This is a genomic window from Marinobacter sp. VGCF2001 (assembly GCF_049943275.1).
In the GTDB taxonomy this organism is placed as follows: Bacteria; Pseudomonadota; Gammaproteobacteria; order Pseudomonadales; family Oleiphilaceae; genus Marinobacter.
In genome coordinates this window covers 64,434-78,459 of record NZ_JBNFVX010000013.1, presented here as the reverse complement: position 1 = coordinate 78,459, position 14,026 = coordinate 64,434, and the positions used below count along the sequence as shown (strand labels likewise).

The window sequence follows — 14,026 nt, the reverse complement described above, 5'->3', positions numbered from 1 at the left end:
CAGCTCTACAGTCAAAAACGAGTGCAGAGTGTGCCATAAACCTCAGTGAACTGTGACCTTTGACGAGGCTTCTTCCAGAGAGCGGATCAGGTGTTCCAGCCGCTGGGTCATGTCGGCGCCTTCAGACAGCTGGGTGACCATCTTTTCCGTGGTTTCACGAATACCCTGCACATTGGCCAGAACCCGATCGGTATCGGCGGTCTGTTCGGCAGACATATCGGCAATTTCCTGATTGGTGTGGTCAATCCGGCCAACCACCTGATTGATGGCCTCCAGGGCCTGGCGACCTTCTTCCGATTCCGCGACACAGCGGTCGGCATCGCCGGAGCTGCCGGCCATCTGTTCGGCTGCCGTGTTCATGGCCAGCAACAGGCGGTCGAGGGTCGTCTGGATGTGATCCGTGGAATCCTGAACCCTGCGTGCCAGGTTCCGGACTTCTTCGGCGACCACGGCAAAGCCCCGGCCCTGCTCGCCGGCACGGGCAGCTTCAATGGCCGCATTAAGAGCCAGCAGGTTGGTTTGTTCGGCAATACCTTTGATTTCGGTGATGGTCTGGCCTATTTCCTGGCTGTTTTCAGCCAGCGCCTGGACGCTGTCGGCGGACTGGCGAACCACGCTCGCCAGGTTACGAATGCTGTCGGCACTCTGGCCCACCCGCTGGCTGCCGTTAACGGCTGTTTCCCGGGCCTCGGTGGAAAGCGTCTTGGCGATGCCCGCCTGTTCGGCAATGCCGACGAAGCTTTGGAGCATGGCCTCAACGGTTGCCGCGGAATGATTGGCGCCTTCCTGCTGGCGGGCCAGGCTGTCCCGGCGTGTGGCTGCTCGCTGATTGAGGGCGGCCACCTCCTGATGCAGCTGCCCGGTTGCCGTTTTCATGCTGCGAACCACATCCGATGTGCGGTCTTGCATGGCGTTGAATGCGGTCGCCATCTGGCCGATTTCATCGCGGGAGTCGACGTCAGCGCGGCGGCTCAGATCACCACTGGCCTGGACCGTCACCATGGTGTCTTTGAGACGGTTAACGTGTCGTTCAATAAACGTAATAAGCAGCTGGGAGCCGGCCATTTCCAGCGCCATGAGGGCGGCCACAACCAGCGCGAACCCCGGTGCCGTGCTGGCAAAGACCTGGCTGAAGCTGGCCTCTGTCTCGCCCGCTATAACCTGCATGGCGTAGAGAACCAGCAGGCAGAGCACGGCAAACACGAGAATATTCAGCAACCAGAATTTGTACTTCAGCCGGATATTTCGCAACAGGGTGAGCATCAGTGACTCTCAGTCAATGGCTTTGACCGGGATCTGCATGGCGTTGTCCGGTGCAGGAACTTCCGGAACGCTGAGCCCCAGGTTGTTCTTGTCGAACACCCGGTCGGCCCGGTAACTGGAGCGAACCATCGGGCCTGATGGCACTTCCATAAAGCCTTTCTCCAGGCCAATGTCGCGGTAACGGTTGAACTCTTCCGGAGTAACGTAACGCTCCACCGGCAGGTGGTTCGGTGTCGGGCGCAGGTACTGGCCCAGGGTCAGAATGTCCACGCCGATGGCACGCAGGTCGTCCATGGTGCGCAGAATTTCTTCTTCGGTTTCGCCCAGGCCCAGCATCAGGCTGGTTTTGGTGAGTACATCGGGCCGGTGTTTCTTGGCGTGGGCCAGCACGCTCAGAGTCTTCTCATATCCGGCACGGGGGTCGCGCACCCGGTGGGTCAGGCGCTCAACGGTTTCAACGTTCTGGGCAAAGACGTCCAGCCCGGAATCCACCACTTTTTCAACATCGTTCATCACCGCATCGAAATCCGGCGTTAACGCTTCCACAGCGACTTCCGGCGTGCGTTCTTTGATGGCTGAGACGCAGGCGGCATAGTGTGCCGCGCCGCCATCGGGGAGGTCGTCCCGGTCGACCGACGTCAGCACGATATAGCGCAGTCCCATCAGCTCCACCGACTTGGCGGTGTTTTCCGGTTCTTCCGGGTCGAGCCAGCCCTTCGGGTTACCGGTGTCCACGGCGCAGAACTTGCAGGCCCGGGTGCACACCGACCCCATGACCATGATCGTAGCGGTGCCGTTGGTCCAGCATTCACCAATGTTGGGGCAGTGGGATTCCTGGCAGACCGTGCTCAGGCGGTGTTCGTTCACATTCCGGCGCACGGCATCGTAGCGTTCGCCTCCGGGCATTCGTGCCCTCAGCCATTTGGGCTTGCGTTCCAGGGGCGGCTTTTCCGTGCCTGATGATGAACGCTTGACCCCGTCCTTGATGGCGGAGAAACCGTGTTCATTGCGGAATTTGGAACCACTGGTAATGCGGGGCTTCGCGCTTTCGCTCATTGGCCGGAAACTCTCGGATAAGGATGTGGATAACCTCTAAGAGTAATGGGCCGGCTGAACGGTTACAAGGCGGGTAGGGGCAATCACGGGGTCACCGGGCACGACTTTGGTCGTACCCGGTTGAGGGAGATCAAGCCTGGGATTTTTCCAGAGCCTGAGCGATGTCGGCAATAATGTCGTCGGCGTCTTCAATGCCGATGGACAGCCGCACCAGGTCTTCGCTGACGCCGGCACTCTTGAGTTCGTCGGCATCCAGCTGGCGGTGCGTGGTGGTGGCCGGATGACAGGCCAGAGACTTGGCATCGCCAATGTTCACCAGGCGCAGGATCAGGTCCAGGGCATCGATGAATTTCGCGCCCGCCTCACGGCCGCCCTGGATGCCAAAGCTCAGAATACCGGAGGCTTTGCCGCCGCAGATCTTGTCACAAGTCGCCTTGTAAGGGCTGTTGGCCAAGCCTGCGTAGTTTACCCATTCCACCGACGGGTGATCCTGCAGGAATTGAGCAACCTTCTCGGCATTCTCACAGTGGCGTTCCATGCGCAGAGCCAGGGTTTCCAGGCCCTGCATGATCAGGAACGAGTTGAAGGGCGACAGGGCAGAACCCGTGTTACGCAGAGGTACGACACGACAGCGGCCAATAAACGCGGCGGCACCCAGGGCTTCGGTGTAGACCACGCCGTGATAGGAGGGGTCTGGCTGATTCATCATCGGGAACTTGTCGGCACTGGCGGCCCAGTCGAACTTTCCGGAATCGACCACCACGCCCGCCACGGTGGTGCCGTGGCCGCCGATGTATTTAGTCAGCGAGTGAATCACGATATCTGCGCCATGCTCGAACGGGCGGCACAGGGCCGGCGTGGCTACGGTGTTGTCGACGATCAGAGGAATGCCGTGCTTGTGGGCAATCTCGGCCCATTTCTGGATATCGACTACGTTGCCGGCCGGGTTGCCAATGGACTCGCAGAACAGCGCGCGGGTTTGATCGTCGATGGCGTTTTCCACAGCCGTAAAATCATCGTGGCGCACCATCTTGCACTCGATGCCCTGGTTGGGCAGTGAGTGGGCGAACAGGTTGTACGTGCCACCGTAGAGCTGACTGGTGCTGACGATGTTGTTGCCCACTTTACAGATGGTTTGCAGGGCGTAGGTAATGGCGGCCATGCCAGAGGCGACCGCCAGGGCGCCAACGCCACCCTCGAGTGCGGTCATGCGCTCTTCCAGCACGTTGTTGGTCGGGTTCATGATTCGGGTATAGATGTTGCCTTGCACCTTCAGGTCAAACAGGTCGGCACCGTGCTGGGTGTCGTCGAAGGTGTACGAGGTGGTCTGGTAAATCGGAGTGGTAGCGGCCTTGGTAGTCGGGTCGCTCTTGAAGCCGGCGTGCAGCGCGAGAGTTGCTGGTTTCATCACAACATTCCTTGCGGGTGGATTGTTCATTGTTGGTTCAGGGGGCTGAGTATGCCACAGGGGCTTGCGCTTCGGCACAGTCCCAGCAGTTATACCCATATAAGGTTGTTGGGGGCATCACGCCAGCGCACCGTACACCAGCGCCCTGAGTTGCTGGCGGATGGGGTAGGACGACGATGGCATCAGTTGGGTCATGAAAATGACCACCAGCTCCTCCTGAGGGTCGACAAAGAAGCTGGTGCTGGCCAGCCCTCCCCAACCGAATTCTCCCTCTGAACCAATGGTCGCTGATTTGGCGACATCGGTTTTGACCGAGAAGCCCAGCCCGAAACCACTGCCGGCGTAGGGTGTCTCGCTGAAACCGCCGATTGAGAGGGCAGGGAGATCGTTGCATCCGGGCAGATGATTCAGGCGCATGAACTCGAGAGTTTTACGCCCGATAATGCGCTGGCCCTGATATTCGCCACCCTGGCACAGCGCCTGCGCGAAGCGGAAGTAGTCGTCAGTCGTGGACACCAGGCCGCCACCGCCAGAGAGAAAACGGGGTGGTTTGAGGTAGCGGGAGCGCCGGGGATCGTCCTGCAGCTTCATGGTGTCGCCGGGTTGATGCAGGTAACAGGCGGCAAAGCGCTCCTGTTGCTCCGGGCGCACATGGAACCCGGTCTCGTTCATGCCCAGCGGTGCAAAGATATGCTCGTGGAAATAAGTATCCAGAGACTGGCCAGAGAGTCGCTCGACAAGATAGCCCAATACATCGGTGGATACCGAATAGTTCCACGCTGAACCGGGAGAAAACTCCAGGGGCAATTCGGCCAGGCGGTCGACCAGTTTGTCGAGTGTCAGGATGGTGCTGCCGTCCAGTTTCAGCTTGCGGTAGGCGGCGTCCACTTCGGTTCGCTCGGTGAAACCGTAGGTCAGCCCCGAGGTATGGGTCATCAGGTCCCGGATGGTCATGGTGCTGGTGGCCGGCGCTGTCTCAAAATCCGGGTGGCTGCCCGCCTTGTATACCCGCAAATTCCGCCAGGATGGAATGTACTTGTGCACCGGGTCGCTCAACAGGAACTTGCCCTGTTCGTAAAGCTGCATCATGGCGATGGAGGTGATGGGTTTGGTCATGGAATAGATGCGGAACACGGTATCCCGTTCCATGGGCAGGTTGCGCTCCACGTCCCTCAGGCCTTGAGCCTCGCACCAGAGAATATGGCCGCGCTGCGCCACCAGCGTAACCGCTCCGGGGATTTTTCCCGGATGAAGATAATGCTCGTCAACAAAAGTCTTGATGCGATTCAGTTGGCTTGCGGCTGGTTTGGGTTGCGGGATGCTGGTCATGGGTCTCGGCTAACTCAAAAGGATGCTGACTGTAAGCAGGCGCTTGAACTATGTACTACGATGAAAGAGTTGTTTTGCACTGCACAGGCAAGGAGTAGCTTCAATGGAACGGAATCCGCTACGTCCAGGTTCATTTACGGCACTGGGGCTCACTATACCCATATGCCGATGCTCAGTAAGCACCTGTGGGCGATGTATCTTACGCGTTCTTGGGGTTATATGGTGCGGGGTTGTGTGGTGAGAGTGCCGGCAAATCGAATTTATCGGAATCGACGGCGTCAGCTCATGGCGGTTACTCTGGCTTGTCTGGTCGGTTGGTCGGGCGCACCGGCCTTTGCCGAGTCGGAGCCGGCCCAGTTGCTTACTATCGTAGCGCCTGAAATTCCGGGAACATCCGAACCGGGGCCGCGGGGACGGGATGTCGAGACCGTGGCTGCGGTGTTCAAAGAGTGCGGCTGGGCCGGGGACTTCATGTATTTGCCCTCGGGCAGGCACCTGTTGGCTTTCGACGACCTGCCAGCGGCGGACGGGGTAATGACGGTGCCGATCGGTTCACAAGTGGAAGGGTTCCCGACCTCGCCCTACATTCGTTACCTGAACGGCGCCTTTTACAATGCTTCCAGAGTGGGGCCGATTGACCAGGTTGAAGACCTGAAGGGGTTGCGGGCGGTAACGTTTCGTAATGGTATCAGGAACCTCGGTTTGGCGGGTCGGGCGCATGAGTTCGAGTTGCTCATGGAAATATCGAATCAGGAGTTGCATTCGAAGATGCAGCTTGTGGGGCGCATCGATGTCATTCTGGCTGATGGGTTTGTCATTGGTGCTGTCGCAGAGCGTATTCGGTCGGAGCGCAGAAGTGGCAAAACCTGGCCGTTGGAGGGGGATTCTTTTGTTTTCTCGCCGATTTTTGAGCCAACGCCCTACAAGATGGTATTTCGGAAGCCGGGGCTGGCCATGCAGTTTGATCAGTGCCTTGGACGGGTCAAGGCACGTGGGGAGCTTCAGGAAATCGACAAAAAACACATCGACCGATACCGGGGCCTGCTTCAGTATCGTGCTGAAGGCGGCCCTGAGCGAGATCCGGACTGACAAGATCGTTCTGCTGTGGTCTCAGGAGCTTTGGTCTGAACCGGCATCCCGATCCGGAAAGACGGTGTCGTAGCACCAGGTGAAAACGAACGCATACACCAGATAAAACAACACAAATGCGATATCTACGATCAGTGCCTCGATGACACCGATGCCCATCCACCAGGCAATAACAGGAAGGAAGGCCAGCATCAGGCCAAATTCGAAGCTGATGGCATGCACGAAGCGGATTCTGAGTGATTTTCGCGTTGTGCCGAAGCGCCGTTTCAGTGCGTGGTCAAAGGCCAGGTTGAATACGTAGTTCCAGGTTGTCGCCATCGTTGCGCCGATGGCGGCCAGGACGCCGGTTCTTGCGAGGTCGAAACCAAAAACAATGGCAGCGAGGGGAACGGACAGTATCAGGCCAATGGCTTCAAACATGACGGCCTGGCGAACTCGGTCAAGCGGGGTTCTCATAAAGTGGTTGTCTGCAAATAGCGGGTCGTCCCGCAATGTAGCCGGAAGGGTGGGGTCGTCCCCGAAACTGAAAAAGCCCGGATCTTTCGAACCGGGCTTTCAGAATACTGGTAGCAAGGGGCGGAGTCGAACCGCCGACCCCAGCATTATGAGTGCTGTGCTCTAACCAACTGAGCTACCTTGCCATTTCGCTTTGGGACACGCCCCAAACGAGGCGCGTATTTTCGGTATTTGTGTTCAGCCTGTCAAGGCCTTGCCGGCAAAAAACCGGAAAAACTAAACGTTGAAGCGGAAGTGGATAACATCGCCGTCCTGGATAATGTAATCCTTGCCCTCAAGGCGCCATTTTCCGGCATCTTTGGCACCGGCTTCGCCGTTATACTGAACATAGTCGTCGTAGCTGACGACCTCGGCGCGAATAAAGCCTCGCTCAAAATCGGTATGAATAACGCCCGCGCCCTGCGGTGCGGTGGCGCCGATTTTAACGGTCCAGGCCCGGACTTCCTTAACGCCTGCGGTGAAGTAGGTTTGTAAGCCCAGCAGGCCGTATCCCGCCCGGATCACGCGGTCCAGGCCCGGCTCTTCCATGCCCATCTCGTCCAGAAACATGGATTTCTCTTCGTCTTCCAGCTCGGAGATCTCCGCTTCCAGTTTGTTGCAGATGGGCACCACAACGGCATTCTCGGAGGCGGCAATCTCCCGGACCTTGTCCAGATGAGGGTTGTTCTCGAAGCCGTCCTCGTTGACGTTGGCAATGTACATGGTGGGCTTGACGGTGAGCAGGCACAGCTCCCGGATCAGCGCCATCTGGTCTTTGTCCAGGTTCATGCTGCGCACCGGCTTGCCTTCGTTCAGCACCGGCAGCAGTTGTTCGAACATGGCCAGCTGGGCCTTGGCCTCTTTATCGCCACTTTTTGCAACGCGCTGAACCCGCTTGATCGCTTTCTCCACGGTATCCAGGTCTGCCAGGGCCAGCTCGGTGTTGATCACGTCGATATCTGAGGCGGGGTCTACCTTGTTGGCAACGTGGATGACGTTGCCGTCTTCGAAACAGCGGACGACGTGGGCAATGGCATCGGTCTGGCGAATGTTGGCCAGAAACTGGTTGCCAAGCCCCTCGCCCTTGGAAGCGCCAGCAACCAGGCCGGCAATGTCCACAAATTCCATGGTGGTGGGAAGCACCCGCTCAGGCTTGACGATTTCAGCGAGCTTGTTCAGGCGAGGGTCCGGCATGGGCACCACGCCCGCATTTGGCTCGATGGTGCAGAACGGGAAGTTTTCCGCGCCGATGCCCGCTTTGGTCAGTGCGTTGAACAGGGTGGATTTGCCGACGTTGGGAAGGCCGACGATACCGCAGTTAAATCCCATGGAATGCCTCTGCTGGAACGAAAAATTTGGAGCGGATTATACCGGTGTATCGGTATGGGTGCGAGTAAGGGGTTGTGTCCGGCCTCAGGGGGCTGGTTTGAAACTGTGCAGGCGGTTCATGGCGGCGGCCAGCTGGCCGTTGGCTGCGTCGGGCAAGACCCGTATAACCTCGTCGAACACCGCGTTGAGCTGTTCGCTTTCCTGTTTGCCCAGTCGGCCGAGTACAAAGCCGGTTACTTTTCGGCTGTCGCCGGGATGGCCGATGCCCAGCCGCAGGCGTTGGAATGCGTTCGTGCCCAGGTGAGCAATACTGTCCCGCAGGCCGTTGTGGCCTCCGTGGCCGCCACCTTTTTTCAGTTTGGCGGTGCCGGGCGGAAGATCCAGCTCGTCGTGAGCAATCAGAATCTGTTCAGGGGAGATCTTGAAGAAATCTGCAAGGGCTTTGACAGAGGTGCCGCTGCGATTCATGAAGGTGCTTGGGTTAAGCAGATGCAGGTCGAGGCCCTGCCAGTGGATGCGGGCGTAAAGACCGTGGTATTTCTTTTCGGGGCGGAGCGTCTGGCCCGCTTCGCGGGCCAGCGCTTCGACGAACAGGGCACCGGCATTGTGGCGGGTATTCTCGTAGTCGGCGCCCGGATTTCCCAGGCCGACGATCATGACAATATCCTGTGCCATTACCGGTTTCCCTCGTCAGTACTGCGGGAGCAATTACTCCTCGCCGCCTTCCTCGCCTTCGGCTTCCTCGGCGTCATCCGCCTTGGCACCCTTCGGCTTGTGGATAGAGGCAACCGGCTGGTCGTGGTCTTCGCCCTGCAGCAGAGCAGCAACCTCAACGTCCTTCGGCAGTTTCAGGTCGCTCAAGTGCACAACCTGGTCCATTTCAACGTCGTTCAGGTCGACTTCAATGAACTCCGGCAGGTTCTGCGGCAGACAGATAACCTCTACCTCGGTCATGGTGTGGGAAACCACGCCGCCCTGCAGCTTCACGGCCGGGGCCGTTTCTTCGTTCAGGAAGTGCAGCGGAACGTTAACGTGGATCTTGTGGTTCTTGTCCACACGCAGGAAGTCGGCGTGGGTCAGAATGGGCTTGTACGGGTGACGCTGAAGATCCTTCAGGATCACGCTCTCTTTCTGGCCCTGGATGTCGACCGTCAGGATGTGAGAGAAGAAGGCTTCGTTTTCGATGGCCTTTTTCAGCTCGTTGTGCCAGATGGCAACCGGAGTTGCTTCCTTGTCACCACCGTAGATGATGGCCGGAATTTTACGCTCTTCGCGACGCAGGCGGCGGCTCGCACCCTTCCCCTGATCGTCACGAGGAAATGCTTCAATAACGAAATCCTGAGACATGATAATTACCTCGTTGATCACCTGAACCGCCCGCGACCAGGCATCTGAACAGATGAGTACTTTTAAAAGGCCGGGGTTTTCCGACCGATGAAAAGGGTCGGGAGCCCTGTTGGACTCCCGACCCGGAAATTGCTTTTGCCTTTAAAATCAGCCGGCTGGCTTTTCAGACATTCTCGAACATGGCGCTGATGGACTCTTCGTTGCTTACGCGACGAATGGATTCGGCCAGCAGGCCTGCCATATTGAGGGGGCGGATTTTAGCACAATTTTTGGCTTTGTCACCCAGCGGGATGGTGTCGCACACCACCAGCTCGTCCAGATCAGAGTTGCTGATGTTTTCAATGGCCGGCCCGGACAGTACCGGGTGGGTAATGTACGCGACTACCCGTGAGGCACCACGCTCTTTCAGGGCGTTGGCTGCCTTGCACAGAGTGCCGGCAGTATCGACGATGTCGTCTACCAGGATGCAGGTTTTGTCCTGTACGTCACCAATAATGTGCATGACCTGGGACACATTGGCTTTCGGGCGACGCTTGTCGATGATGGCGAGATCGGCATCATCCAGGCGTTTGGCCACGGCTCGGGCGCGGACAACGCCGCCAACGTCCGGGGATACCACTACAAAATTCTCGAACCGTTGCTTTTCGATGTCCTCGAGCAGAACGGGAGTGGCGTAGATGTTATCCACCGGGATGTCGAAGAAGCCCTGAATCTGGTCTGCGTGCAGGTCTACCGTTAACACGCGATCAACGCCGATGCTGGAAATCATGTCGGCAACGACTTTTGCGCTGATGGCTACCCGGGTAGAGCGAACACGACGATCCTGGCGGGCATAGCCGTAATAGGGAATAACGGCGGTGATGCGTGTGGCGGAGGCGCGGCGCAGGGCGTCGGCCATCACGATCAGTTCCATCAGGTTGTCGTTGGTGGGGTAGCAGGTGGGCTGAATAATGAAAACGTCGTGGCCACGTACATTTTCATTGATCTCAACGGTGGTTTCGCCATCGCTGAAACGGCCTACAGTGGCCTGGCCCATGGGAATATGGAGTTTTCTGGCAATGTCGCGCGCGAGTTCAGGATTGGCATTACCAGCGAAGATCATCAATTTGGACACGACAGTATCCTTCTCGGTATCGGCGTTTGATTCAGAAGAAGCGGGAGAAAGGTGGCTGGGGTGGCAGGATTCGAACCTGCGCATGACGGGATCAAAACCCGTTGCCTTACCACTTGGCGACACCCCAATATCATCGTGCTTTCTTGGCATCATTTCAGCTCTGTTAGCTTTTGGTGTAGAGGTGAAATGTTCACCCCTTTAGCTACGAACCCCGTGATGCCGGAGGGTTTGCTTTCCCAGATAATCCGGGCTGCGGATTCTGTCGGGAAACGTCCAAAAATGCAAGCCCCGGTTCCGGTTAATCTTGCAGGTCCGAATTGTGAAAGCCAGTCCAGGCTCTGGTTAACCTCAGGATACAGTTTACGAACTACATCCTCACAGTCGTTTCGGTACCTCGAGGCGTCTCCCTCAAAAGCGGGGCGTATTTTGATTTTTGCGGTGTCCCTTGTCAACCCTTCTGTTGAAAAAATCTTTCCGGTGTTGATGTTGCAGTCGGGTTTCAGCACCACAAACCAGTCTTCTGGCGGGTTTGCGGGGGTCAGGATTTCGCCGACGCCTTCACCGAAAGCGGCTTGCCCTCTCACGAATACTGGCACGTCGGCTCCCAGGGACAGGCCGATCTCGGCCAGTGCCTCTTCGCTCAGGCCCAGTTGCCAGAGCCAGTTCAGGCCGACAAGTGTGGTGGCGGCGTTCGAGCTGCCGCCGCCAAGACCGCCTCCCATCGGCAGGCGCTTGTCGATGCGGATAGTGACACCGGGGAGCGGGTGTTCGGCGATGCTGGCCAGAGTTTGCGCGGCCCTGATCACGAGATTGTCGCGGTCAGCAACACCGGGAATGGGGCTTTCCAGGCGCACTCCGGGATGCTCTGGGGTCAGCGTGAACCTTATCGTGTCGCCGTAATCCAGAAACTGGAACAGGGTCTGGAGCTCGTGGTAGCCGTCTGGCCGTTTTCCGACCACGTGCAGGAACAGGTTTAATTTGGCTGGAGAGGGCAGGGTGATGGAGCTTGCCACGGTTCAGTCCTCCTGCTGCCACTGACTGATGACGACCCGCACGCGCTTGTCTCCGTTCAGGGCTGTGATTCTTGCGGGCAGGGCAGGGAGGTTGTCGATGAACCCCTGCCAGCGGTCATAGCGGATCTCCCAGCCACCCTGCCGGATGATGGCCAGTTGCCGTTGCTCGTCGAATAGCAGGCGGAAGTCGCCATCGGGTGCCGGCAGCCCGCGAATCCACCAGGCGAGGTTGTCGATAGGAAGATTCCAGCCCGTTGCCGCGGCTACCAGGTGCTCCGGATCGGAAGACTGGTAGATGTCACCGTTGGTGAGTGTCAGCTCGATAAATCCGGGGACACCCTGAAGCCGCGTTGTACCCATGCCAAGAAAAGACGAAGAGAGTGTCAGGTCGTACCGTTCGCCCTGCTGGCGCCAGGCGTTGATGAGGGCGGTTCCGCTGTCGGAAGGTTGTTTTACCGCCAGCTTTCCTTGCAACTGCCACTGATCAAAGCGGCTCAGGCGATGGCTGCGCTCTGCCCAGTCACCCGGAGGTTGGTTGGTCATGCCCTCGGGGAGTGGTTCAAGCTGAATCGTGGTGCAGCCGCTTGCGATGACCGCCAGCAGTGCCAGAAGGAGTGCCCGGGCGATCATTGCCGGGCCTCACCCGTGGTCAGGCGCTCAATGGTTTCCAGCAGGATGTCGTGCTCCGGGTTTTGCTCCATGCCTTGTTCCCAGATAAGGCGCGCCTGTTCCCTGTTGCCGGTTACCCAGAGTACCTCGCCATAGTGCGCGGCGACTTCCGGGTCCGGATATGCCTCCCAGGCGCGGGCCAGGTAGTCCAGGGCCTCTTCGGTATGTCCCTGGCGAAACAGTACCCAGCCCATGCTGTCGAGAATGGCGGGGTTTTCCGGGTCCAGCGACAGGGCTTTCTCGATCTGGGTGCGTGCTTCATCCAGCCGATCGGTTCGAACGGTCAGAATGTAGCCCAGGGCATTCAGCGCGATGGCGTTGTCTGGCTGGGCTTGCAGGAGGGTCTTCAGGTCTTTTTCAGCTCTGGCCGGATCGCCCATGGTATCCAGCAGCATGGCTCTTGCGTAGCGTATCTCGATATTGCCGGGATAGCTTTCGAGGGCGCTGTCGGCGGCGCCCAGAGCCTGTTCGTTCTGCTCCTGGTCAATCAGCAGATTGACCTCCAGTAGCCAGAACTTTTCTGCGTGATTCGGCAGCTTGTCTCGCAGGCTCTGAATGTGGGTAATGGCCTGGTGCAGTTGTCCTGCTTCGGCCTGCAGTTCACTGGCGCGGGCCAGCGAGGGGAAGAAGTAATTGCCGCGTTCCACCTGCTGATAGAATTCGATGGCCTGAAGGGGGTTGCCCGCCTCTTCTTCCAGTCTGCCCAGGTAATAATGGGCTTCATCCTGATGGTGCCCTTGTCCAATCAGGCGGTTGAGTTCTTGCCGGGCAAGCTCCGGGTGATCATTTTCGAGGGCAACCAGGGCATGGGAGAGTCGCAGGCCGGGCGTTTCCGGGTAGCGCTTGACCAGGCGCTCGAATTCGTCCTGCGCGGCCTGGAGTTCACCCTCATTGATCAGCATCCGGCCGTAGAGCGTGCCCATTTGCCGGTTGCCGGGGAAGCGCCGGGTATTGGTGGTCAGGTAATTCAGGGCTTCCTGTTGCCGGCCGGTCTGGTACAGCAGGTCGCCTTTCAGGATGATGGCGGGCTGGAAGTTGGGCTGCCTGGCCAGTAGCGCGTTGATCTGGTCGAGGGCCTGATCCCGGGCCCCGGTTATCTTCTGCAGCAGGGCGATGCTGTACTGGAGTTCGGGATTCTCCGGGTGCTTCTGCGCCAGTTCCATGTAAAGGCCCAGAAGCTCCTGCTGTTGGGCCGGGGGCAGGTTGGAGGCCATCGCTGCCAGGCTGTCGAAGTCTGCATCCTCGCCCTGATTCATAATCTGCTCCATATGGAACAGCGCGTTCTCGAGTTGCTGGCGCTTTACCGACTGGATGGCGGATATCCTGTGGGCCTCCAGGTTATTCGGGTCGACATCCAGCCAGAGTGTTGCCAGTTGTTGCTGGGCGTTGTCTGCGTTCAGAGATTGGGCTATGCGCATGGCGCGTTCGATGACACCCGGGTCCCGCGAGCTTTTGGCGGCCTGCAGATAATTTACCAGGGTAACGTCGTAGCGGCCGCGCTGGCCCGCCACTTCTGCGGACAGCAGCTGGTAGAGTTCGTCTGGCTCGAATTCTGCGTAGTGAGTGGGGCCGCTGGTTGGCCGGGTTGCGGGTGGGCTCATATCCGTTGCCGCATTTTCCGTTGCCGGGGTTGCTTTAAAAACGGTACAGCCGGGCAGGGTGACGAGGGTAAGCCCCAGCAGGCAGCTAACCAGATACGGTGCGGATTTTTGCATGCAACTTCCTGTGTGCTCTCGGCGATAAGTCAATGAATACCATTTTCTGCCTTTTAATTGAGGCAGATCGGGTCGCGGCGACGGCGAGAGCCCTATAATGGCATAAGCGTCTGAACTTGCCCAACCTGTCCGCACTTGCCGAAGCTGACAGGTTTTCGGGTGGCGACCGAGCGGTTGCCCCGTTAGAATGGCGGGTGAT

Annotated in this window: 13 protein-coding genes and 2 tRNA genes; 1 reads left to right on the top strand and 14 read right to left on the bottom strand. The window is 58.5% G+C overall.

Features of this window, described 5'->3' with window-relative positions:
- Positions 1 to 42 precede the first annotated feature (42 nt).
- From ACP2AU_RS12765 to ACP2AU_RS12750, 4 genes are all read right to left on the bottom strand, one after another.
- Positions 43 to 1,263: a methyl-accepting chemotaxis protein gene (locus tag ACP2AU_RS12765; protein ID WP_426376588.1), complete on the bottom strand. Its 1,221-nt coding sequence runs from the start codon at positions 1,261 to 1,263 to the stop codon at positions 43 to 45.
- Positions 1,264 to 1,272: 9 nt separating this feature from the next.
- Entirely contained in the window at positions 1,273 to 2,319 is a 1,047-nt protein-coding gene (lipA, locus tag ACP2AU_RS12760) for a lipoyl synthase (RefSeq protein ID WP_426376587.1), read from the bottom strand.
- A 130-nt stretch (positions 2,320 to 2,449) separates the two neighbouring features.
- Positions 2,450 to 3,727: an O-acetylhomoserine aminocarboxypropyltransferase/cysteine synthase family protein gene (locus ACP2AU_RS12755; protein ID WP_426376586.1), complete on the bottom strand. Its 1,278-nt coding sequence runs from the start codon at positions 3,725 to 3,727 to the stop codon at positions 2,450 to 2,452.
- Between the two features lie 117 nt (positions 3,728 to 3,844).
- On the bottom strand, positions 3,845 to 5,056 hold the full coding sequence (locus ACP2AU_RS12750) for a serine hydrolase domain-containing protein (RefSeq protein ID WP_426376585.1): 1,212 nt from the start codon (positions 5,054 to 5,056) through the stop codon (positions 3,845 to 3,847).
- 285 nt (positions 5,057 to 5,341) lie between these two features.
- Between ACP2AU_RS12750 and ACP2AU_RS12745 the strand changes: the two genes are divergently transcribed.
- Positions 5,342 to 6,145: an amino acid ABC transporter substrate-binding protein gene (locus tag ACP2AU_RS12745; protein WP_426376584.1), complete on the top strand. Its 804-nt coding sequence runs from the start codon at positions 5,342 to 5,344 to the stop codon at positions 6,143 to 6,145.
- Between the two features lie 21 nt (positions 6,146 to 6,166).
- On the opposite strand, the gene ACP2AU_RS12740 is transcribed toward ACP2AU_RS12745, so the two are convergent.
- The 10 genes from ACP2AU_RS12740 to ACP2AU_RS12695 all read right to left on the bottom strand — a co-directional run bounded on the left by ACP2AU_RS12740 (position 6,167) and on the right by ACP2AU_RS12695 (position 13,827).
- The gene (locus ACP2AU_RS12740; protein WP_426376583.1) at positions 6,167 to 6,601 is read right to left on the bottom strand and encodes a PACE efflux transporter; all 435 of its coding nucleotides are present in this window, start codon (positions 6,599 to 6,601) and stop codon (positions 6,167 to 6,169) included.
- Between the two features lie 108 nt (positions 6,602 to 6,709).
- Positions 6,710 to 6,786 (bottom strand) — tRNA-Met (locus tag ACP2AU_RS12735).
- Positions 6,787 to 6,877: 91 nt separating this feature from the next.
- Complete coding sequence (ychF, locus tag ACP2AU_RS12730) at positions 6,878 to 7,969, bottom strand: redox-regulated ATPase YchF (protein ID WP_426376582.1); 1,092 nt, start codon at positions 7,967 to 7,969, stop codon at positions 6,878 to 6,880.
- An 84-nt stretch (positions 7,970 to 8,053) separates the two neighbouring features.
- The gene (gene pth / locus ACP2AU_RS12725; RefSeq protein WP_426376581.1) at positions 8,054 to 8,644 is read right to left on the bottom strand and encodes an aminoacyl-tRNA hydrolase; all 591 of its coding nucleotides are present in this window, start codon (positions 8,642 to 8,644) and stop codon (positions 8,054 to 8,056) included.
- A 33-nt stretch (positions 8,645 to 8,677) separates the two neighbouring features.
- A complete protein-coding gene (locus ACP2AU_RS12720) occupies positions 8,678 to 9,316 on the bottom strand; it encodes a 50S ribosomal protein L25/general stress protein Ctc (protein ID WP_426376580.1) in 639 nt (212 codons plus the stop codon).
- Between the two features lie 163 nt (positions 9,317 to 9,479).
- Positions 9,480 to 10,430, bottom strand: a complete 951-nt coding sequence (locus ACP2AU_RS12715; protein WP_426376579.1) for a ribose-phosphate diphosphokinase — start codon at positions 10,428 to 10,430, stop codon at positions 9,480 to 9,482.
- Between the two features lie 52 nt (positions 10,431 to 10,482).
- Positions 10,483 to 10,557 (bottom strand) — tRNA-Gln (locus ACP2AU_RS12710).
- A 22-nt stretch (positions 10,558 to 10,579) separates the two neighbouring features.
- Entirely contained in the window at positions 10,580 to 11,443 is an 864-nt protein-coding gene (ispE, locus tag ACP2AU_RS12705) for a 4-(cytidine 5'-diphospho)-2-C-methyl-D-erythritol kinase (protein ID WP_426376578.1), read from the bottom strand.
- A gap of 3 nt (positions 11,444 to 11,446) precedes the next feature.
- Positions 11,447 to 12,073: a lipoprotein insertase outer membrane protein LolB gene (gene lolB / locus ACP2AU_RS12700; RefSeq protein WP_426376577.1), complete on the bottom strand. Its 627-nt coding sequence runs from the start codon at positions 12,071 to 12,073 to the stop codon at positions 11,447 to 11,449.
- The gene (locus tag ACP2AU_RS12695; RefSeq protein WP_426376576.1) at positions 12,070 to 13,827 is read right to left on the bottom strand and encodes a tetratricopeptide repeat protein; all 1,758 of its coding nucleotides are present in this window, start codon (positions 13,825 to 13,827) and stop codon (positions 12,070 to 12,072) included. Before ACP2AU_RS12695 ends, lolB begins: the two co-directional genes overlap by 4 nt.
- Positions 13,828 to 14,026 lie beyond the last annotated feature (199 nt).